The organism is Kitasatospora sp. NPDC048365 (assembly GCF_043200835.1).
Classification (GTDB): domain Bacteria; phylum Actinomycetota; class Actinomycetes; order Streptomycetales; family Streptomycetaceae; genus Kitasatospora; species Kitasatospora terrestris.
Genome location: NZ_JBICYJ010000017.1, coordinates 50,138 through 69,421, shown reverse-complemented (window position 1 = coordinate 69,421; position 19,284 = coordinate 50,138). Strand labels below are relative to the sequence as shown.

The 19,284-nt window shown below is 72.7% G+C and carries 19 protein-coding genes; 10 read left to right on the top strand and 9 right to left on the bottom strand.

Annotation, left to right across the window (positions count from 1 at the left end):
- Window positions 1-272: 272 nt before the first annotated feature.
- Window positions 273-1,904 (top strand): MFS transporter, encoded by a 1,632-nt coding sequence (locus ACGFX4_RS19115; protein WP_393075489.1) that lies wholly within the window; start codon window positions 273-275, stop codon window positions 1,902-1,904.
- 261 nt (window positions 1,905-2,165) lie between these two features.
- Window positions 2,166-2,924, top strand: coding sequence for a hypothetical protein (locus ACGFX4_RS19110; protein ID WP_393075486.1), 759 nt, complete (start codon window positions 2,166-2,168; stop codon window positions 2,922-2,924).
- Between the two features lie 412 nt (window positions 2,925-3,336).
- On the opposite strand, the gene ACGFX4_RS19105 is transcribed toward ACGFX4_RS19110, so the two are convergent.
- The 7 genes from ACGFX4_RS19105 to ACGFX4_RS19075 all read right to left on the bottom strand — a co-directional run bounded on the left by ACGFX4_RS19105 (window position 3,337) and on the right by ACGFX4_RS19075 (window position 10,092).
- A complete protein-coding gene (locus ACGFX4_RS19105) occupies window positions 3,337-4,929 on the bottom strand; it encodes a cation acetate symporter (protein WP_393075484.1) in 1,593 nt (530 codons plus the stop codon).
- On the bottom strand, window positions 4,926-5,336 hold the full coding sequence (locus ACGFX4_RS19100; protein ID WP_393075481.1) for a hypothetical protein: 411 nt from the start codon (window positions 5,334-5,336) through the stop codon (window positions 4,926-4,928). The genes ACGFX4_RS19105 and ACGFX4_RS19100 overlap by 4 nt, the downstream gene beginning before the upstream one ends.
- Window positions 5,337-5,448: 112 nt before the next feature.
- Window positions 5,449-6,366 carry a LysR family transcriptional regulator gene (locus tag ACGFX4_RS19095; protein ID WP_393075479.1) on the bottom strand — a complete coding sequence of 306 codons (918 nt, stop codon included), beginning with the start codon at window positions 6,364-6,366 and terminating at the stop codon, window positions 5,449-5,451.
- A 53-nt stretch (window positions 6,367-6,419) separates the two neighbouring features.
- Window positions 6,420-7,205 carry an HpcH/HpaI aldolase/citrate lyase family protein gene (locus tag ACGFX4_RS19090; RefSeq protein ID WP_393075477.1) on the bottom strand — a complete coding sequence of 262 codons (786 nt, stop codon included), beginning with the start codon at window positions 7,203-7,205 and terminating at the stop codon, window positions 6,420-6,422.
- Window positions 7,190-7,975, bottom strand: a complete 786-nt coding sequence (gene hpaH / locus ACGFX4_RS19085; RefSeq protein ID WP_393075475.1) for a 2-oxo-hept-4-ene-1,7-dioate hydratase — start codon at window positions 7,973-7,975, stop codon at window positions 7,190-7,192. Before hpaH ends, ACGFX4_RS19090 begins: the two co-directional genes overlap by 16 nt.
- Window positions 7,976-8,671, bottom strand: coding sequence for a GntR family transcriptional regulator (locus tag ACGFX4_RS19080; protein WP_393075473.1), 696 nt, complete (start codon window positions 8,669-8,671; stop codon window positions 7,976-7,978).
- Entirely contained in the window at window positions 8,668-10,092 is a 1,425-nt protein-coding gene (locus ACGFX4_RS19075) for a fumarylacetoacetate hydrolase family protein (protein WP_393075471.1), read from the bottom strand. Before ACGFX4_RS19075 ends, ACGFX4_RS19080 begins: the two co-directional genes overlap by 4 nt.
- Window positions 10,093-10,121: 29 nt before the next feature.
- Here ACGFX4_RS19075 and ACGFX4_RS19070 point away from each other — a divergent pair, with 29 nt between their 5' ends.
- Entirely contained in the window at window positions 10,122-10,787 is a 666-nt protein-coding gene (locus tag ACGFX4_RS19070; protein WP_393075469.1) for a GntR family transcriptional regulator, read from the top strand.
- Between the two features lies 1 nt (window position 10,788).
- Here ACGFX4_RS19070 and ACGFX4_RS19065 read toward each other — a convergent pair whose 3' ends face one another.
- Window positions 10,789-12,093, bottom strand: coding sequence for a DUF3500 domain-containing protein (locus ACGFX4_RS19065; protein WP_393075466.1), 1,305 nt, complete (start codon window positions 12,091-12,093; stop codon window positions 10,789-10,791).
- A gap of 29 nt (window positions 12,094-12,122) precedes the next feature.
- A complete protein-coding gene (locus ACGFX4_RS19060; RefSeq protein ID WP_393075464.1) occupies window positions 12,123-13,172 on the bottom strand; it encodes an amidohydrolase family protein in 1,050 nt (349 codons plus the stop codon).
- 179 nt (window positions 13,173-13,351) lie between these two features.
- Between ACGFX4_RS19060 and ACGFX4_RS19055 the strand changes: the two genes are divergently transcribed.
- From ACGFX4_RS19055 to ACGFX4_RS19025, 7 genes are all read left to right on the top strand, one after another.
- The gene (locus tag ACGFX4_RS19055) at window positions 13,352-14,095 is read left to right on the top strand and encodes a dienelactone hydrolase family protein (RefSeq protein WP_393075462.1); all 744 of its coding nucleotides are present in this window, start codon (window positions 13,352-13,354) and stop codon (window positions 14,093-14,095) included.
- A gap of 15 nt (window positions 14,096-14,110) precedes the next feature.
- Window positions 14,111-15,391, top strand: a complete 1,281-nt coding sequence (locus ACGFX4_RS19050; protein ID WP_393075460.1) for an FAD-dependent monooxygenase — start codon at window positions 14,111-14,113, stop codon at window positions 15,389-15,391.
- 87 nt (window positions 15,392-15,478) lie between these two features.
- Window positions 15,479-15,943, top strand: coding sequence for a nuclear transport factor 2 family protein (locus ACGFX4_RS19045; protein ID WP_393075458.1), 465 nt, complete (start codon window positions 15,479-15,481; stop codon window positions 15,941-15,943).
- 5 nt (window positions 15,944-15,948) lie between these two features.
- Window positions 15,949-16,797 carry a fumarylacetoacetate hydrolase family protein gene (locus ACGFX4_RS19040; protein WP_393075456.1) on the top strand — a complete coding sequence of 283 codons (849 nt, stop codon included), beginning with the start codon at window positions 15,949-15,951 and terminating at the stop codon, window positions 16,795-16,797.
- Between the two features lie 3 nt (window positions 16,798-16,800).
- Window positions 16,801-17,199, top strand: a complete 399-nt coding sequence (locus ACGFX4_RS19035; protein ID WP_393075454.1) for a RidA family protein — start codon at window positions 16,801-16,803, stop codon at window positions 17,197-17,199.
- A gap of 16 nt (window positions 17,200-17,215) precedes the next feature.
- Window positions 17,216-18,418 (top strand): DUF3500 domain-containing protein, encoded by a 1,203-nt coding sequence (locus ACGFX4_RS19030; protein WP_393075450.1) that lies wholly within the window; start codon window positions 17,216-17,218, stop codon window positions 18,416-18,418.
- Window positions 18,415-19,254 (top strand): siderophore-interacting protein, encoded by an 840-nt coding sequence (locus tag ACGFX4_RS19025; protein WP_393075449.1) that lies wholly within the window; start codon window positions 18,415-18,417, stop codon window positions 19,252-19,254. The genes ACGFX4_RS19030 and ACGFX4_RS19025 overlap by 4 nt, the downstream gene beginning before the upstream one ends.
- Window positions 19,255-19,284: the final 30 nt, after the last annotated feature.

The window sequence follows — 19,284 nt, the reverse complement described above, 5'->3', positions numbered from 1 at the left end:
CCACCCCTGTCGACCGGTCCAGCTGACCGTGCCCACTGTAGTCACAACACGCCTGCCGACCGGGCGAGTTCGCGCGACGTCGGGGTGGGGCGCGCAGCACGCACGGCGGTTCAGCTTATGTTGCGCTCCTGAGGCCATCCCAGCGGCGGCAGACCGGTATACGGTCCCCGGAAACCTCCCGTTAACGGACGGCACGCGCGCCGCGCGGGCCCTCCGGACGTTTCCCGCCCTTCCGTGCAGGCCACCTCCTGCCTCCATCGTTAGAGGTCATCATGTCGGCAACGGCTTCTTCTGCCTCGTCGCAGTCCTCGCCCGGGTCGAGAACTGCCCGCCAGACCAACCTCACCATCCTGCTGGCCTGTCTCGGTGTGTTCACCGCGTACCTGCCCGTGGTCGGTGTCTCCACCTCGCTGCCGGTGATCCAGCGGGCCTTCGACGCGTCCACCGTCGAGCTCCAGTGGGTCACCGACGCGTTCATCCTGCCGACCGCCGCGCTGCTGCTGACCTGCGGCGTGCTCGGCGAACGGTACGGGCGCAAGAAGGTGTACCTGGCCGGCCTCGGCCTGTTCTGCGCCGGGTCGCTGCTGTGTCTGGCCGCGACGAACGTGGTGCTGGTCTGCGTAGGCCAGGCCCTCGCCGGGGTCGGTGCGGCGGCGCTGCTGCCGTCGACGCTGGCTCTGATCAGCCACGTCTGCCCGGACCATGGCCGCCGGGCCCGGGCGATCGCCCTGTGGACCGCCTCGCTGGGCCTCGGCCTGACCCTCGGCCCGATCATCAACGGACTGATCGCCGAGCACCTGAGCTGGCGGTGGATCTTCCTGCCCGCGGTGGCCATCGGCCTGGTGGTCCTCGTCGCCGGCGCGTTCCTGCTGGAGGAGACCCGGGCGTCGCGCACCCCGCACCTGGACGTGCCGGGCCAACTGCTGGCGATCGTCGCGATCACCGGCCTGGTGTACGGCGTGATCGAGGGCGGCAGCACCAGCTGGACCGCCCCGAAGGCGCTCGCCGGATTCGCCGTGGCCGCGGTCGGGTTCCTCGCGTTCGTGGCGGTGGAGCTGCGGTCCTCGGGCCCGATGCTGGACCTGCGGATGTTCCGGTCGCGGGCGTTCTCGGGCGCCGCGTTCGTCATGGCGGTGACCCTGTTCGCGCAGGTCGGCCTGGTCTTCGCGGTCAGCGAGTACTTCGGCCTGGTGCACCACGCCTCGACCCTCGACATCGGCATCCGTCTGCTCGCCCTCAACGGCGTCACCGTGGTCCTCGCCCCGTTCGTCGGACGGCTGATGAACCGCGTCGGCCCGGGCCTGGTCCTGGTCGCCGGCCTCGTCATCGGCGGCATCGGCGCGCTCGGCGTCAGCCTCTTCCACGCCACGACGGACACCACCACCGCCGCCCTGATCATCGCCGTCCTCGGCCTCGGCATCGCCCTCGCCATCGCGCCGATCACCACCATCGCGATCAACAGCCTCCCCCGCGAGCACGCCGGCACCGCCGGCGCCGCCAACAGCACCCTCCGCCAGATCGGCAGCGCGCTCGGCCCCGCCGTCTTCGGCGCCGTCCTCACCGGCCGTACGCTCGCCGCCCTGCCCGGGCACCTCGCTGCGTCGGGCCTCAACCCCGCCGACCAGGGCCACGTCAGCGGCCTCGTCTCGCACGTCGGCATCCAGGCCGGGGCGTTCCTCCACCTCGACTCGCCCGCATCGACCGGCAAGGCGATGTCGGCGTACGGCGCCAGCTTCACGGACGCCCTGCACGTGTGCGCCCTGATCAGCGGCATCGGCATGCTGGTCGCCGCGGCGGTCGCCGCCGTCCTGATCGGCGTCCGCAACCGCGCGCCGCAGCCCGCCGCGACCATCCCCGTCCCGGCCCAGGTCCCCGCCGGCGCCGCCCTCGCCGAAGAGCGCTGAGTCGCCTCCGAGCTTCCCGAAAGCCGCCACACGCCCCAGGTCCCAGGGTGTGTGGCGGCTTCCGCATGCCTGCCGACCGTTCGTCAGGCGGTGGTCCGGCCTCTGACGTGCACGACGCGGGTGGGTCGGGCACGAGAACGGGAGCCGTTTGTTGACGACCTTGGGAGTCGCTGCCCGTGCCGCCGCCGTGATCGATGGCCATGAGTTCGGGAGTCACGCAGAGCGGCCGGACGCCTCCCCGCGACTTGTCATACTTCTCGCGTGATAACGCAAGCCGTGGAGGACGCCCGGAGGTGGCTCGCCGAGTGGGGCATCGTCGAGACCGGTGACGGATGGGTCGACGCCGAGGTGCCGGGCCGACCGCTCACTGCCAACGAGGTCGCGCACTCCTGGGCCGGGGAGGTGTTCACCGACGAGCGCCTGGACGTGGCCGAGCAGGTACGGCTGGCCTTCGGGATGTTGGACCTTCTCGACGATTACTGGGTGACGTGCGAGATCCGGTTCGCGGACCGGGGTTCGGACGGGCCCTTGCCCGCCGACGTGCTGTGGGACGGCTATCGCCGACGGTTGGAGGCGGCCCGGGATGCCGAGGCCGTCACCTACTCGCTCTGGGTCGACTGGTTCGAGGATCGCGACACCGCCGCAACGGCCTTCGCCGAGGTGCTCGGGAACGACATCGACCAGGTCGTGGAGGAGGGACAGGACGCCGTGATCCGCCGTGCCGGCAGGGTTCTGGCCTGCTCGGGCCCCGTGCCCTGGCCCGTGAAGCAGAAGACATACGACACCGCCGTGCGGCTCCCCGCACTGCACGTGCCGCTGTTCAAGGGCCTGCTGGCCGGCTACCACGACGTCTACGGCGACCTGGAGCCGACGGCCGCACTGGCTCTCCTCGCGCGACTGCATCTCCCCGCGGACACCCCGCATCTCCCGGAACTCCGGTCCGTCCTCGTTGCGGGACACAGGCACCACTACCGCAGCCCCCATGCCTGGGACGACGCGGTGCGGGCCTCGACGCGCTGAACACGGCCGTCCCCGGACGTGGACGAATCGCGAAGGACTCCCACCCGGAGGGCATCACGCCTCGTCACCCTGGAAACAGAACGACGCCGCTGCTCGCGTACAGAGCCACCTGCCCGTCATGCTCCCACTCGTGTCGCTCGACGGGCTTCCGCAGGACGGAGCGACGAGTCGTCCGCGGGGCGTCCCACCCGGCTGTGGGCGAGCGGGACGTTCCAGGTACCGGCGCGCTCACGGAGCTCGGTAGCGAAGGCGAGCTCGGCAGCGGTGAACGCGGACTCGTCGTAGGAGCTGTCCGTCCGGAACCAGGTTCTCTGGCACGGCGGCCGCCGTGGAACACCTGACGGGCCGACGCCTGAACGATGTCGGCCCGACGCAGCGGGAGGCTGGGCCGGGCCGGTGAACGGGATGGGGGTCAGTCGACGGCGGTGAGGACGGCGGTTTCGGTGCGGGCGGCGGCGGTGCGTTCGGTCGGGGTGGGTGGGCGGAGGCGGCTGCCGGCCCAGCCGAGGAGGAAGCCGGCGGGGACGGTGACCAGGGCGATGTTCTGCAGGGGGAACCAGTGGAAGTCGGTGCCGGGGAGGAGCGAGTAGGGCTGGCCGGACACGGTCGGGCTGAAGGTCTGCAGGAGGAGGCAGCAGGCGAGCGAGCCGTAGAGGGTCCAGAGCATTCCGGTGCGGGAGAAGCCCGGCCAGAACAGCGCGTACACCAGGGCGGGGAGGATCGCGGAGGCGGCGACGGCGGTGGCGAACGCGGCCAGGAAGAGGATGCTCCAGCCGCGCAGCAGGACGGCCGTGAGGATGCCGAGCAGCCCGAGCAGGACGACGGCGCCCTGGGCGACGGGGAGTTCGCGGGGTGCGCGGACCCGTGCGGTACCGGCGTACAGGTCGTGGGAGAGCGCGGCGGCGCCGGCGAGGACGAGTCCGGCCACCGAGGCGAGCGAGGTGACGAAGACCGCGCAGGCCACCGCGGTGAACAGGAAGCCGCTGCCGGCCCGCGGGGAGAGCGCGTCGGTGAGCAGGAGCAGCGCGGAGTTGCCTCGGGGGTCGTCGGCGGTGATGGCGTCGACGCCGACGATGCCGCCGGCGGCGAGGCCGAGCAGGACGACGACGCCGTAGTAGAGGGTGGTCAGGACGGTCGCGTGGCGGACCGCGCGGCGGGCGGCGCGGCCGTGCGCGGAGGCGCCGACCCGCATGAGGAGCGGGGGCAGGACGGATGCTCCCAGCGACAGGGTCAGGCAGAGCGAGAACTGGTCGAGCCGGCCGGTGGTGCCGGTTCCGAAGTGCAGGCCGGGGGCGAGGAAGCTGCCGGTGCCGCCGCGGTCGGCGGAGGCCCGGGTGAGCAGGGCGGCGAGGTCCCAGTGCAGGGCCGACGCGGCGACTGCGGCGACGGCGACGACCACGCCGAGGACCAGCAGCGCCTTGCCGGCCTGGATGGTGCTGGTGCCGCGCATGCCGCCGAACACCGCGAAGGTGGTGATCAGCAGCCCGCTGAGCACGGTGCAGACGAGGGCGGCGCCCGGGGTCCGGTAGCCCACGACGTACGCGATGGCGTCGCCGGCGACGACGAGTTGGACGACGGTCAGCGGGAGGCAGACCGCGACGGTCACCACGGCACCGGCGATCCGCGCTGCCCGGCCGGCGGTTCGGGCGGCCAGGACCGAGCCGAGGGTGAGGCGTCCGGTGTTGCGCAGCGGTTGGGCGAGGGCGAGCAGGACGACCGTGGCGACGCTGGCGCTCACGGTGGTGGCCATGCCGTCGTAGCCGCTGAGCGCGACCGAGCCGATCGGGGTGAGCAGGGCGGTCGCGGGGATGAAGTCGCCGCACAGCGCGAGGGCGTTGCGGGTCGCGGACAGCGAGCGCTCGGCGGCGTAGTAGTCGGCGACGGTCTCGTTGCCCATGCCGGCGGCGAGGCAGAGCAGGAAGCCGATGCAGATGACGACGAGGAAGGAGGTGAGCGGGGTGACGAGCGCGGAGCCGCCGTCGGCGAGCAGGAGGGTGTCGGTCACGGCCGGGCCCGCCCGGTCGCCTCGCGGTGGAGGGCGTTCGCCTCGCGGTGGAGGGCGGCGGCGAGGGCGGCGGCCCGGGGGTCGAGCTGGGCGGTGCAGGCGCGGTCGTACCGGACGGCGGAGACCACCGCGGTGGCCGCCTGGGCGGCGAGGAGCAGCATCCCGACGGTCCAGCCGCCCCAGACGGTGGTGGCCGTGGTGCCGCCGAGGGCCGGGCCGAGCAGCAGCGCGGTGAGGCCGACGGCGGCATTGACGGCGAGCAGGCGGTGGCGCAGGCGGCGCGCGGTGCGGCGGAGCTGGATGCGGTCCGGGCCGCGGTGGGGGTCGACGACGGGGTCGAAGGCGGGGTCGGGAACGGGGTCGGGGCCGGCCGGTGGCGGCGGGTACCCGGGCTCGAAGAGGGACATCGGGCGACTCCGGTTCTGGGTGGGGTGACCGCGAGTCGGGCCGCCGGGCTCGGTGGGAGCCTCTCGGCGCCGGGCCCGCGGGGGCAGGAGTGGCAGGAAGCGGCAGCGGAGGTCAGCCGGCGGCGTCGCAGCGTTCGGCCGTGGTCTCGGCGAACCAGGCCGAGAGGAACTCCAGGAAGACGCTGACCTTGCGCGGGACGGTGTCGCCGGGGCCGTAGATGGCGTTCAACGGCCGTTCGGGGACGCCGATCTGCGGGAGGACGGGCCGCAGGTCGCCGGAGAGCAGGTCGTCGCCCACGACCATCTGCGGGAGCAGGGCGAGACCGCGGCCGTGGGTGACGGCTTTCTGCAGGGCGAGGTAGGAGTTGGAGGAGTAGACGACGTTGCGGACCCGGACGGGCAGGGCGGTGCGGCCCCGGCCGAGCCGCCACTGCGGTTCGTCGGTGTGCACGAGGCAGCCGTGGTCGGCGAGTTCGTCAAGGGTGGTGGGGGTTCCGTGCCGGGCGAGGTAGTCCTCGGAGGCGCACAGGACGAAGGGCAGTGCGGCGACGCGCTTCATCCGGACGCTGGAGTCGCGCAGGTCGCGCGGGTGCAGTGCGACGTCGAAGCCGTCGTCGAGGAAGTCGTGGATCCGGTCGGACAGGCCGCCGAGTTCGAAGCGTACGGAGATCCTGGGGTGGGCGATGGCGAAGGCCGCCATCGCGTCACCGAGGGCGAGGCTGCCGAGCCACTGCGGGGCGATGACGCTGAGCGTGCCTTCGGCCCGGTCGTGGAGGTGCGAGATGCTGGCCCATTCGGTCTCGATCTCCTTGAGGATGCGGGCGGCGAACTCGGCGTACCGGATGCCGGCCTCGGTGAGGCTGATGGAGCGGGCGGTGCGGTTGACCAGGCGGACGCCGAGTTGGCGTTCCAGTTCGGCGACGTGCCGGGACACCAGGGAGCCGGAGAAGTTGAGGGCCCTCGCGGCGCCGCTGAAGCTGCCGCTGCGCGCCACGGTCACGAAGCTCTGCATGAGGGACATGCGGTCCATGGGATTCTCCTCCCGTCGGTCACGGCGGATCGGTGCTGCCCGGGGAAGGGCGGTCAGGGGCGGAAGCGGGCGCCGACGGCTTCGGAGGCGCGGGCGAGGACGGTGACGTCGGCGGCCACCAGGACGAACGAGGCACCGGCCGCGACGTAGGCGTCCGCCACGGCCGGGTCGAAGGCGTTGACGCCGGCGGGGACTCCGGCGGCGGTGGCGGCGGCGATCGCGCCGCGCACGGCGGCGGTGACGGCGGGGTGGGTCTGCTGTCCGAGCAGGCCCATCGAGGCGGCCAGGTCGGAGGGGCCGACGAGGATCCCGTCGACGCCGTCGACCGCGGCGATGGCGGCGGCCTGGGCAGCGGCCTCGGCGGTCTCGATCTGCACCAGGACGGACACCCGGTCGGCGGCGGTGGTCAGGTAGTCGTCGATGCGGTTCCAGAACGCGGAACGGGACAGCGCCGAGCCCACGCCGCGCCGTCCGAGCGGCGGGTAGTGCGCGGCGGCGACCGCCTCGCGGGCCTGGGCCGCCGAGTTGACCATCGGGACCAGGATCGTCCGCGCCCCGAGGTCGAGGACCTGCTTGATGGTCACCGGGTCGTCGCTGGGCACCCGGACGACGGCGTCGACGGGGTACGCGGCGACCGCCTGCAGCTGGGCGAGGACGGATTCGAGTCCGTTGGGGGCGTGCTCCATGTCGATGAGCAGCCAGTCGGGCCCGCCGCCGGCGCAGATCTCGGCGACCAGCGGGCTGCCGCTGCACACCCACATGCCGGCGAGCGGCCGGTCGGCGGACGCCAGGCGGTGACGCAGGGTCGAGGTGCCGGGAGGGGTCACTGGAAGCGGCATGAGACGGTTCCCATCGGTCCGTAGTCGCACAGGACGGTGTCGCCGCGCGAGACCCACATGGGCCTGGTGAAGGAGCCGGCGAGGATCAGTTCGCCGGCTTCGAGGCGGCCGCCGTGCTGGTGCAGCTTGTCGGCGAGCCAGGCGACGCCGCGCGCGGGGTGGCCGAGGACGGCGGCGGCGACGCCGCTCTCCTCGACGGTCTCGTTGCGGTGCAGCAGGGCGGATATCCACCGCAGGTCGACGGCATCCGGGCGGACCGGGTTGCCGCCGAGCACCACGGCGCCGTACGCGGCGTTGTCGGCGATGGTGTCGACGATCGTGCGGCCCTCCAGCTCCAGGTGGGAGTCGAGGACCTCGAGTGCGGGCACCACGTACCGGGTCGCGTCGAGCACGTCGAAGAGCGTGCAGTGCGGGCCCTCCAGCGGGCGGTCGAGCAGGAAGGCGAGCTCGACCTCGATCCGGACGTTGGCGAAGGCGTCGAAGTCGAGGACCGCGCCGGTCTGGTGGACGGTGTCGGCGAGGATGACGCCGTAGTCGGGTTCGGTGATGCCGGTGGCGGCCTGCATGGCCTTCGAGGTCAGCCCGATCTTCCGGCCGACCAGTCGGCGGCCCGCGGCCAGCTGCTGGTCTCGCCAGACCTGCTGGACGGCGTAGGAGTCCTCGACGGTGGCCTCGGGGTGGCGGGCGGTGATCCGGGGCAGCACGGAGCGCTGCCGGTGGGCCTCGGTCAGTTCGGCGGCCAGGGCGTCGATGGTCCGGGAGGTCAGCATTCACGCTCCTTCGGGGAGGGTCAGGTCGCAGCGGTCCAGGCCGGGGTGGCGGACCGTCAGGTCGGCGGTGAGCGAGCCGGCGCGGTGGTGGCGGGCGGCGCGTTCGATGTCCTCGGCGGGGGCGCCGCGCTCGATCAGGTCGATCAGCGCCTCGTGTTCGAGGACGGCCTCGGCGGCGCGGCCGGGCGCGATGCCGGAGGCGGAGCCGCGCAGGTGGCCGAGCCGGACCCACTCGCCCCGGATGATCTCCAGCAGCCGGGGGTTCGGGCAGTTGGCGTACAGGGTGCTGTGCAGGGACTGGTTGACCTCCCGGAAGACCCGCGGGTCCAGGTCGGGCAGGCCGTGGCGGACGACGGCGTTGAGCCGGCGGGCCCGGTCGATGTCCTCGGGGGTCACGAAGGGCGCGGCCAGGGCGGTCGCGGCGCTCTCCAGCATGCTGATGGCCTGCAGGATGAAGCGGTACTGGGCGCCGTCGACGTGGGCGACCCGGGCGCCGACGTTGCGTTCGAAGGTGACCAGGCCCTCGGCGGTGAGCGCGCGGACGGCCTCGCGGACCGGGACGACGCTCATCTCCAGCTCGCCCGCCAGCGCGCTGAGCACCAGGCGGTAGCCGGGGCCGTAGACGCCGGAGGCGATGCGTTCGCGGATCCACCGGTGGGCCAGCTGGGACTTGCCCTCCGCCGCGGGCGCGCTCACTGCGCGGTCTCCCGCTGCGCGTACCGGGCCCGCCAGTGGGTGTCCATCGGGAACAGGCCGTCGATGCCGTGGCCGGCCCTGACCTGCTCGGCGACCCAGCCGTCCTCGTCCTCCTGGGCGAGGGCCGCGTCGGCGACCTCCTCGGCGAGGGCGGGCGGGATCACCACGATGCCGTCCGCGTCGGCCACGATCACGTCGCCGGGCCGGACGGTGGCGCCGCCGCAGGCGACGGCCAGGTCCAGGTCCCAGGGGACGTGCCGGCGGCCGAGCACGGCGGGGTGCCGGCCCAGCGCGAACACCGGGATGCCGACGGCGGCGACCGCCTCCGCGTCGCGCACCCCACCGTCGGTGACGATGCCGGCGGCCCCGCGGACCTGCGCGCGGATCGCCAGGATGTCGCCGAGGGTCGCGGCGCCGGCCTCGCCGCGGGCCTCGATCACCAGCACCTCGCCCTCGGAGACGGCGTCGAAGGCCCGCTTCTGGGCGTTGTGGCCGCTGGCGTGGGCCGCGAACAGGTCCTCCCGGTTGGGGAGGAAGCGCAGCGTGCGGGCGGTGCCGACGATCCGGCTGCCGGGGGTGAGCGGCCGCGGGCCGTCGATGTGCACGTTGTCCAGGCCGCGCTTGCGCAGCTGCGCCGAGAGGCCGGCCACCGGGGTACGGGCCAGCTTCTCCCGCAGCTCGGCACTGAGCGCGTCGGGGCGGGCGGCCGGGGCGGGCAGCGCGCCGAGCGCGGGGTCGAAGGGGACACGGCCTTCGACGACGGTGGTCCGCAGCCGCCCGGAGCTCGGTGCCTCGGACGCGCTCGGGGCGTCGACCTCGACCTCGACGACGTCGCCCGGGGCGAGGACGCGGGAGCCGGCCGGGGTGCCGGTGAGGACGACGTCGCCGGGTTCGAGGGTGAGGTGCTGGGACAGGTCGGCGACGATCCGTGCCGGCGGGAACAGCAGGCCGGCGGTGGTGTCCTCCTGGACGAGCCGGCCGTTGACCCAGGTGCGCACCCGCAGGGCGCCGGGGTCGACGGCGGCCGCGTCGATCAGGTCGGGGCCGAACGGGGTGAAGCCGTCGCGGCCCTTGGAGCGCAGCAGGGAGCCGTGGTCCTGGGCCCGCAGCTCGCCGACGCCGAGGTCGTTGGCCGCGGTCACCCAGCCGACGTGGGCCCAGGCCTCCTCGAGGCCGATCCGGCGGGCCGTCCGGCCGATGACCAGGGCGATCTCGCCCTCGCAGGTCAGCTGCTGGGTGCCGACCGGCCGCTCGACCTCGCCGCCGGAGGGGGCCAGTGAGCTGGTCGGCTTCAGGAAGTACGAGGGGTGCGCGGGCCGGTTCCCGGACTCGGCGGCGCGCGAGGCGTAGCCGGCGTGAACGGCGATGATCTTCCCCGACCGCGGTGGAACGGGGCTCTCGGCCCTCCCGGGTTCAGTCACCGTGTGTTCCTTTCAGTAGAGTCTGCGACATGACGACCAAAGCCGAGCAGGCCTTCCAGATCCTCAAGGAGCGGATCATGGACGGCACGTACGGGCCCGGCCACCGCCTGGTCATCGACCAGCTCGTGCGCGAGTACGGCATCAGCTCCGTACCGTGGCGCGAGTCGCTGCGCCGGCTGGAGGCCGAGGGCTGGGTGGAGATCGTCCCGAACGTCGGCGCGCTGGTGCGGACGTTCGACACGGACGCCTGGCAGAAGGGGCTCAGCCTGCTGGCCCGGATCGGCGGGTACGCGACGGCGCTGTCCGCGCCGCACCTGACCGCCGAGGACCTGGAGACCGCGCACGCGTTGAACCGCGGGATGGGCGAGGCGCTGGCCGCCTTCGACCCGGCCCGGTTCGGGCGGCTGAACCGGGAGTTCCACGAGCTGCTCGCCTCGCGGGCCGGCGACGAGCGCCTGGTCACGATGGTCTGCAACGAGTGGGCGCGGCTGGAGGTGATCCGCAAGTCGGCGTTCTGGTACGCGCCGGGCCGGGCGGAGGCGTCACTGGCCGAGCACGCCGCGATCCTCGAACTGATCGAGTCCGCGGCCGACGCCGAGACCATCGAGACCGCCGCCCGCCGGCACGAGCTGCGCACCGTCGAAGCGGTGACCCGGTACGAGGCCGAGCTCTCCCGCGAGTCGGGCGGGCGCTGAGTCACCGCTCCCGCTCCTGCCACCGGGTGATCAGCGCCCGGCCGTAGTCGTTGCCGTTCGGGTGGCGCAGCGTGGTGTGCACGTGGAAGCGGGCCGGCAGCCGGTTGTTCAGCCAGACGCCCGCGTGGTGGTCGAGCTCGGCGACGATCACCGGGCTCTGGACGCGCAGGTAGAAGGGCTGTGAGCCGTCGGTCGCGCCGTACCAGGCGAACCAGGTGTCGTCCGCGTGGGCGTCGACCAGGTCGAGGGTGGCCTCCCGCTGGGGTTCCTTCAGCAGGACCAGGCAGTCGGCGATCAGCGCGCGCAGCATCGCGCGCTGGCCGTCCGTCAGCTCGTCGGCCCTGATGCCCTCGTAGGGGACCACCCGGTTGTCGCGGAAGGCGCCGGCGACGTGCCGCTCGTCGGCGGGGTGGACCCGGCCCTCGGGCATCGCCGGGTCGAGGACGGACGGGTAGACGACCGCGCTCTCCCGCTGCCGGGCGTCGAGCGAGCCGGCCAGGGCGAGCGCCGCGGACTCGCGGTCGGCGAACAGCGGCGGGTGGTCGTCGGTGAGGGCGGGTTCGCCGCCGAGGAAGACCGGCGCGATGACGTGCCGGCCGCCGACGGAGACGAAGTTGACGGCCGCGTGGTGGCCGAACAGCTGCCAGCCCCAGGGCTCCCGCGGGTCGGGGGTGCCGAACAGCGAGAACCAGTAGCTGCGGTCGTTCATCACCTGCGGCAGGTCGACGAGTTCGCCGAGGGCGCCGTTGAGCGCCATCGCCCCGGTGACCAGGGCGTAGCCCTCGGGGCTGAGCGAGGCCCGGACCACGGCGAGCGCCGCCTGCACCTGCTCCTCGGCGAGCTCCTCCAGGCGCAGGCCGACCCGGTGGATCACGAACTCGGGGTTGCTCCACGCCCGCCACTCGGGTGCCGTGACGGGGTGGAGCAGCCGCCGCCGCTGCTGCTCGCTGAGGGAGGCGAGCAGCCGCTCGGCCGCCCGGTGGGGTTCCGGGTCGGCGTCCGGGTGCGGCGGCAGGTCGTACAGCCCGGGACGGAGGGTTCCGTCCGAGGTGAGGCCGGTGAACGGCTCGTCGTACAGGGCGCGCCAGGAGCTCAGCAGCTCCTGGAGGAAGGGCGCCCGGTACCGGTCCTGGGTGAACTCCTCCCAGGTCATGCCACGGACGTCGGCGAGCATCGGGTCGTCGTGGTCGATGAGGTACGCGGTCCAGCTGTCGGCCGGCAGCTCGACCGCCTCCGGCCGGGCGGCGACCCGGGCGGTGGAGAAGTAGCCGTCGATGTCCCGGTCGCTCGCGGCGTCGTGGCTCATGGTGGGGCCTCCGTTGGGTGGGCAGCGGGTCAGATCGGCAGGCGGAAGAGGCGCTTGGCGTTGCCGGAGAGCACCTGCTCGCGGGCCTCGTCGCTGATCTCGACGGTGTTCTTGAGGAAGTCGACGCCCTGGCTCATCCAGCCGTAGAAGACCGGGAAGGAGGAGCCGAACATGTAGTGGTCGGCGCCGTTGACCTTGAGGGCGCACTCGACCTGGTCCTTGCCCCAGGAGTGCGGGTGGGTCAGGTCGAAGAAGATGTTGTTCTGCAGGTAGCTCTGGATCTTCTCGCCGCCGCTCGGGTCGAGCCGGTCGAGGGCTTCCTTCTTGTTGGACTTGTGCGGCGTGAGCAGCGCGGTGTTGGCGAACCAGTTGCCGCCGAGCATGGTGTGGACGAAGCGCAGGCCGGGCATCCGGTCGAACATGCCGCTGAACAGCTCGCGGCCGACCGCGGTGGCCTGGTCGGTGATCCGGCCGAACTCGCGGCGCAGGTTGGTGTAGTCGATGATCGAGCGCCACTCCACCGGCAGCGGGGTGTGGTGGACGATGACCGGGATGTCGAGCTTCTCGATGACCTTCAGGTAGGGCTCGAAGACCGGGTCGTCCAGGTAGATCTGCCCGTAGTGGCAGGCGAGTTGGACGCCGACCACGCCGAGTTCCTTGACGCAGCGCTCCAGCTCGTAGATGTTCTCCTTGCCGCCCCACGGGGGCACGCAGGCGGTGGCGAACAGCCGGCCGCCGGAGCGCTCGACGATCTGGTGGGCGTTGTCGTTGACCTCCCGGCAGGTCTCCAGGCCGAGCCATTCCTGCCAGACCGGGACGCGCATGATGCCGTAGTCGACGCCGGCCTCGTCCATGGCTTTGAGCTTGGCCTCGGCGCTGTAGTCGCCGTCGACGTAGTTGAGGTTCTGGTAGCCGGCGGGCTTCTCCAGGATCAACTGCTTGCGGCCGTCCTCCAGGTCGGCGACCCGGGCGATCTCCCCGAAGCCGCGCGGGGCGCTGTCGAGGAAGCCGTTGAGGATCTTCGGGTTGGAGAACAGGTCCTCCGGCAGGTGGTGGATGTTGATGTCTACAACGGTCACGGGAGGGATCCCTCTCATCGCGGGTCGGACAACCGACCGAATCGTGTGCGATATCGAATACGGACACTAGCCGGGCCGGTCGCCGGGCACAACAGATTTCGTGATTGAAATCGTACATGATCTCGTTTATGTTCTCGTGCAGGGCGGCGCCGAGCCGTCGAGAGAGGACGTCTGCGTTGATGAGCGACGTGATCGCACGCGACATCGAGTACTGGGACGAGGGGACCCGCCTGCTGGGGCACCTGTGCGCACCGGCCGGCGGCCGCACCGGGGCGGCCGTGCTGCTGCTGCCCGACGCGTACGGAGTGACCAAGCACATGATCGGCACCGCTCAGCGGTTGGCCGAGCAGGGCCACCCGGTGTTCGTGGCGGACCTGTGGGGCGAGGGGCTGCTGCCCGCCGACCAGCGCGAGTTCGGCCCGCTGATCGCCGCCATGGCGGCCGACCGGCCGCGCTGGATGCGCCGGGTGCGGGCCGCGCACCGGGCGCTGCTGGAGCAGCCCGAGACCGGGGCCGCGCCGGTGGCCGTGCTCGGGTACTGCTTCGGCGGCTCCTCCGCCCTCGAGTACACCCGCACCGGCCACGAGGTGGCCGGCGTGATCGGCATCCACCCGGGCCTGGACACCGTCGCCCCCGACTGGTCCGCGGCCGGCCCGGCACCCGTCCTGCTCTGCGTGGGCGACGGCGACCCGATGGGCACCGCCGCGATGCGCTCCGCCCTCACCACGGCGATGACCGGCGCCGGCACCGACTGGCAGCTGCACCTCTACGGCGACACCGTCCACGCCTTCACCTCGCCGCACGCCAAGGACTCCCCACGCCCCGACGTCGTCGCGTACAGCGCCCGCAGCACCGCGCGCGCCTGGGACACCACCCTGCGGTTCCTGCACGGGACCGACCCCGCCCGGACCCCCACCCACTGAGCCCCGAGGACCCCCATGACCAGCAACCCGCTCGACATCGCGATCATCGGCGCCGGCCCGGCCGGCCTGGCCGCCGCCCTGCGCCTGCACCAGCGCGGCTTCCGTCCCCGCATCTACGAGACCGTCCCCGAGCTCAAGCCGCTCGGCGTCGGCATCGACGTCAAGGTCTACGGCACCAAGGAACTGGAGGAGCTCGGCCTGCTGGAGGAGTTCCGGGCGATATCCGTCGACGCCAAGGACTCGATCTTCTACAACAAGTACGGCCAGGAGATCTACGCCGAACTGTGCGGCGTGCACATGGGCTACCTCCACGAGCAGCGCTTCGTCCACCGCGGCCGACTGCAGATGCTGCTGTACCGCACGGTGCTGGAGCGCCTCGGCGAGGACGCCGTGGTGCTGGGCCTGCGCTGCACCGGCTACACCAACCACGACGACCGGGTCACCCTCGACCTGGAGGACCTGGACGGCAACGCCTCGCAGGTCACCGCCGACCTCGCGGTGGCCGCCGACGGCATCAAGTCCGCGCTCCGCCGGCAGATGCACCCGGACCACGCGGAGCCCGTCTACTCCGGCATCACCATGTGGCGCGGCACCACCCTGATGGAGCCCTTCGGCAGCGGCGGCACCATCCTGCACATCGGCGCGCCGCAGCACTCCAGCATGATCGTCTACCCGATCGCGAACGACTGGGAGGGCACCGGCAAGGTCCTGGTCAACTGGGTGGTCGAGGCGACCCGCAGCGAGTCCGTCGAGGACTGGAACCAGCTCGGCGGCATCGAGGAGATCCTCCCCTACTACGAGAGTTGCGACGTCGTGCACCTGGACGTCCGGGAGATGCTCCGCGAGGCGCGCGAGGTCTACCTCTTCCCGCTGATCCGCCACGAGCCGCTCGACACCTGGACCGACGGCCGGGTCCTGCTGATCGGCGACGCCGCGCACGCCATGTACCCGCGCGGCGGCAACGGCGCCTGCCAGGCGATCGTCGACGGCGGCGCGCTCGCCGAGAAGCTCGCCACGATCCCCGACGTACCCACCGCCCTCGCGGCCTTCGAGGAGCAGCGGCTGCAGGCCGTCAACGGCATCGTGATGGCCCACCGCGGCGAGGGCTACGAGGTGATCCGCCGCATGGTCGAGGACCGCACCGGCGGCGAGCGGTTCACCGACATCGAGGACGTCCTGCCGCTCGCCGAGGCCGACGCCATCTTCAGCAAGTACCACGCGCTGGTCGGCCAGCCCCGCCCCGGCCACGAGGCCGGCGACACCACCGGGTTCCGCACCGAGCACGCGTACCGCTGACCCCCCGGGGTCCCGCTGACCGGCGGCCGGCCCGTTGCCGTCATCGACGGGTCGGCCGCCCCCACCCCGCTTCGAAGGAGCCCTCCCATGAGCACCGTCGCGTACGCCGACGACACCGTCCGGGCGGAGATCCTCGCCGTGGAGGAGCGGCGCCGCGCCGCCCTCCTCGCCGTCGACGTCCCCGCCCTCGACGAGCTGTTCGACGCCACCATCGTCCACACCCACGCCCCCGGGGTGACCCACGACAAGGCGCAGCTGCTGGAGCACGTCGCCACCCGCAAGGCCTACCTGGACATCGCCCGCGGCCCCCTGACGATCCGCCTGGTCGGCGAGGTGGCGATCGTCACCGGCCGGATCCGCAACCGGCTCGACAGCCCGGACGGCACCGAGCGCGTCCTCCAGGGCCAGGTCGTCCAGGTGCTGCGCCGCTGCGAGGACGGCGCCTGGCGCTACCTCAGCTTCCAGATGACCCCGGACGGCGAGCACGTGTGGCCCGCCACCGACGCCGAGAAGGCGTCCATCGCCGCCACCACGATCGAGCAGAAGGGCTGACCGGCATGAAGCTCGCACGGTTCCACCTCCCCACCGGTCCGGTCCGCCTCGGCCGGGTCGACGGCGACCTGGTCACCGACCTCTCCGAGGAGTTCGGCACCTCGCTGCGCGCCCTGCTGCCCGAGTTGCCCGCCCTGCGGCAGCGGATCGAGGCGGCGCGCGGCCCGCGGCACCACCTGTCGGAGGTCGTGCTGGACGCGCCCGTCGACGACCCGCAGAAGTTCCTCGGCATCGGCATGAACTACCGCGAGCACGCGGAGGAGGCGCGGCAGGCGGGCATCCCCGTCCCGACCAGCCAGCTGTGGTTCAACAAGCAGGTCTCCTGCATCGCCGGCCCGACCGACGACATCGTGAAGCCGGACCTCTCCGAGCAGCTGGACTACGAGATCGAGCTCGGCGTCGTCATCGGCCGGCGCTGCAAGAACGTCTCCGCCGAGGACGCCCCCTCGGTGATCGCCGGCTACCTGGTGGCCAACGACGTGTCGGTCCGCGACTGGCTGCAGAAGCGCTCGCCCACCTTCACCCTCGGCAAGTCCTTCGACACCCACGGCCCGATCGGCCCCTGGCTCACCACCGCCGACGAGGTGCCCGACCCGCACGCGCTGCGGATGACCCTGAGCGTCAACGGCGAGGTCCGGCAGGACTGGCCCACCAACGACATGATCTACAACATCTACGAGCAGATCGCCTACCTGACGCAGGTGTTCACGCTGATGCCCGGCGACGTCCTGGCCACCGGCACGCCGTCCGGCATCGGCGCACCGACCGGGAACTTCCTGCGCGTCGGTGACCTGGTGCACGCCGAGATCGAGGGCCTCGGCGCCCTGGAGAACCGCATCGTCGCGGAGGGCTGAGCCGTGCCCGAGCGGACCAGCATCGACCTGCCGGGCTTCCGGCACGTCAACCCGATCCCGGCCGCCGCCCGGATCGGCCCCTTCCTCGCCTCCGGTGCCCTCACCGGCCGCGACCCGCTGACCCGGGCCATGCCGCCGACCCTGGACGAGCAGTGCGCCAACCTCTTCGCGCACGTCCGCGCCCTCATGGCCGCCGCCGGCGGCAGCCCCGACCACATCCTCCGGATGACCTTCCACCTGGCCGACCCGGGCGACCGCAAGGCGCTCAACCGCGAGTGGCTGGCCATGTTCCCCGACCCCGCGCACCGACCCGCCCGCCAGGCGGTCGCCGCGCACCTCGACGGCTCCGCACGGATCCACTGCGACCTGCTCGCCGTCCTGCCCGACGACCCGGCCGTGTGACGCAGGAGGACCACCCATGCCCCGGCAGCCCGCCACCGACTTCGAAGCACCCCGCGCCATCAAGCGGATGCTGTTCTCCGCCTGGGCCCTGCTGGACTCGCTCGGCCCGGAGTTGCGCGCCGCGATGCACATCCCCGCGATGGACGACCCGCGCCGCCTCGACTGGGACTTCATCCCCAAGCCCGACCGCACCGGCGTCCCGCTGAGCAAGCTCGACGCCCACCAGCGCACCCTCGCCCACACCCTGCTCAAGTCCGGCCTCAGCACGCGCGGCTACAGCCAGGTGCTGGCCGTCATGGCCACCGAAAACATCCTGCGCGAACTCGACGTCATCGAGCGCGAGTTCGGCGTCTTCGCCGGTGACTTCCGGAGCCCCGACGCGTACTGGATCACCGTCTTCGGACGCCCCGGCTTCGAGGACACCTGGGGGTGGCGGATCATCGGCCACCACCTCTCCCTGAGCTTCACGATCGTGGCGCAGCGGTACCTGACCATCACCCCGATGGCGATGGGCGCGATGCCGATCCCGGCCGGCGTCCTCGACCCGCTCGGCGAACACGGCCGACGGGCCTTCGAGATCCTGCACGACCTGACCCCCGACCTGCGGGCCCGGGCGATCGTCCACGACACCGCCCCCGCCGACTTCGTCACCCGCCAGGTGCCGCTGGTCGGCGCCGAGGAGTGGTCCGACCCGGTCGACCTCGGCATCGTCGGCTACACCATCACCGACGAGGACCGCCGCCGGCTCCGCTTCGTCAAGGCCGCGCCCAGCGGGGTCAGCGGCGCCGACCTCGACGGCAGCCAACTGGCCGCCGTCCGTGAGCTGTTGCTGCGCTACGTGGAGACCGGCCCGGAGGAGATCACCGCCCGGTACCGGGAGGCCGTCCTGCGCGAACACCCCTCCACCCTGCACTTCGCCTGGGCCGGCGGCACCAGCCCCGACACCGCCCACTACTACCGGATCTCCACCGCCGGACTGCTGGTCGAGGCGGACAACGCGGTCGCCGCCGGCCAGCACGTCCACACCGTCTGGCGCGACCTCACCAACGACCTCGGCCACGACCTCCTGCTCGACCACTACGCCCGGCACGGCGCCAACGGCGAGCACCTCAACCGCCGGCTGACCTCCAACCGGCCCACCCCCGACAGCCCCCTGACCACCGACGCCTGGTACCCGCCGCAGGCGTACGCGCCCCACCGCCCCCGAGGAGCCTCATGACCCAGCGTCCGGCCCGCAAGCCCCGGAAGCCGCACACCGCGCACGTCGTCCGCACCGAACGCCTCACCCCCCACATGCAGCGCGTCGTCCTCGGCGGCGACGGCCTCGCCGAGTTCACCGCCGGCGCGTACACCGACCACTACATCAAGATCCTCTTCGCCCCGGCCGGGGTCAGCTACCCCGAGCCCTTCGACCTGGAACGCATCCGCGAGGACCTCCCCCGCGAGCAGTGGCCCGTCACCCGCACCTACACCGTCCGCGCCTGGAACCCCGAACAGCGCGAACTCACCGTCGACTTCGTCATCCACGGCGACGAAGGACTCGCCGGCCCCTGGGCCGCCCGCACCCGGCCCGGCGACCCCGTCCGCTTCCTCGGCCCCGGCGGCGGCTACACCCCCGACCCCACCGCCGACTGGCACCTGCTCGCCGGCGACGAGAGCGCCCTGCCCGCCATCGCCGCCGCCCTCGAAGCCCTCCCCACCGACGCCCACGTCCACGCCTTCGTCGAGGTCGCCGGCCCCGAGGAGGAACAGAAACTCGCCACGACCGCCGAGGTCACCTGGCTGCACCGCGGCGACCGACCCGCCGGCGAACTCCTCGTCCAGGCCGTCCGCACCCTCCAGCACCCCGAAGGCCGGATGCACGCCTTCGTCCACGGCGAGGCCGGCACCGTCAAGGACCTCCGCGCCCACCTCCGCGTCGACCTCGCCGTCCCCCGCGAGGACCTCTCCATCTCCGGCTACTGGCGCCTCGGCCACAACGAGGACGGCTGGCAGGCCTCCAAGCGCGACTGGAACGCCCAGGTCGAAGCCGAACAAGAGAGCCCGGCACCCTGAGCGCCTCCGGGCAACGGACTGAACGCCGCC

Coding starts and splice junctions, on each gene's coding strand:
- ACGFX4_RS19115 (WP_393075489.1), top strand. CDS start 273: ATGTCGGCAACGGCTTCTTCTGCCTCGTCGCAGTCCTCGCCCGGGTCG.
- ACGFX4_RS19100 (WP_393075481.1), bottom strand. CDS start 5,336: ATGTCCCTCTTCGAGCCCGGGTACCCGCCGCCACCGGCCGGCCCCGAC.
- ACGFX4_RS19095 (WP_393075479.1), bottom strand. CDS start 6,366: ATGGACCGCATGTCCCTCATGCAGAGCTTCGTGACCGTGGCGCGCAGC.
- ACGFX4_RS19090 (WP_393075477.1), bottom strand. CDS start 7,205: ATGCCGCTTCCAGTGACCCCTCCCGGCACCTCGACCCTGCGTCACCGC.
- hpaH (WP_393075475.1), bottom strand. CDS start 7,975: ATGCTGACCTCCCGGACCATCGACGCCCTGGCCGCCGAACTGACCGAG.
- ACGFX4_RS19070 (WP_393075469.1), top strand. CDS start 10,122: ATGACGACCAAAGCCGAGCAGGCCTTCCAGATCCTCAAGGAGCGGATC.
- ACGFX4_RS19065 (WP_393075466.1), bottom strand. CDS start 12,093: ATGAGCCACGACGCCGCGAGCGACCGGGACATCGACGGCTACTTCTCC.
- ACGFX4_RS19055 (WP_393075462.1), top strand. CDS start 13,352: ATGAGCGACGTGATCGCACGCGACATCGAGTACTGGGACGAGGGGACC.
- ACGFX4_RS19050 (WP_393075460.1), top strand. CDS start 14,111: ATGACCAGCAACCCGCTCGACATCGCGATCATCGGCGCCGGCCCGGCC.
- ACGFX4_RS19045 (WP_393075458.1), top strand. CDS start 15,479: ATGAGCACCGTCGCGTACGCCGACGACACCGTCCGGGCGGAGATCCTC.
- ACGFX4_RS19040 (WP_393075456.1), top strand. CDS start 15,949: ATGAAGCTCGCACGGTTCCACCTCCCCACCGGTCCGGTCCGCCTCGGC.
- ACGFX4_RS19030 (WP_393075450.1), top strand. CDS start 17,216: ATGCCCCGGCAGCCCGCCACCGACTTCGAAGCACCCCGCGCCATCAAG.
- ACGFX4_RS19025 (WP_393075449.1), top strand. CDS start 18,415: ATGACCCAGCGTCCGGCCCGCAAGCCCCGGAAGCCGCACACCGCGCAC.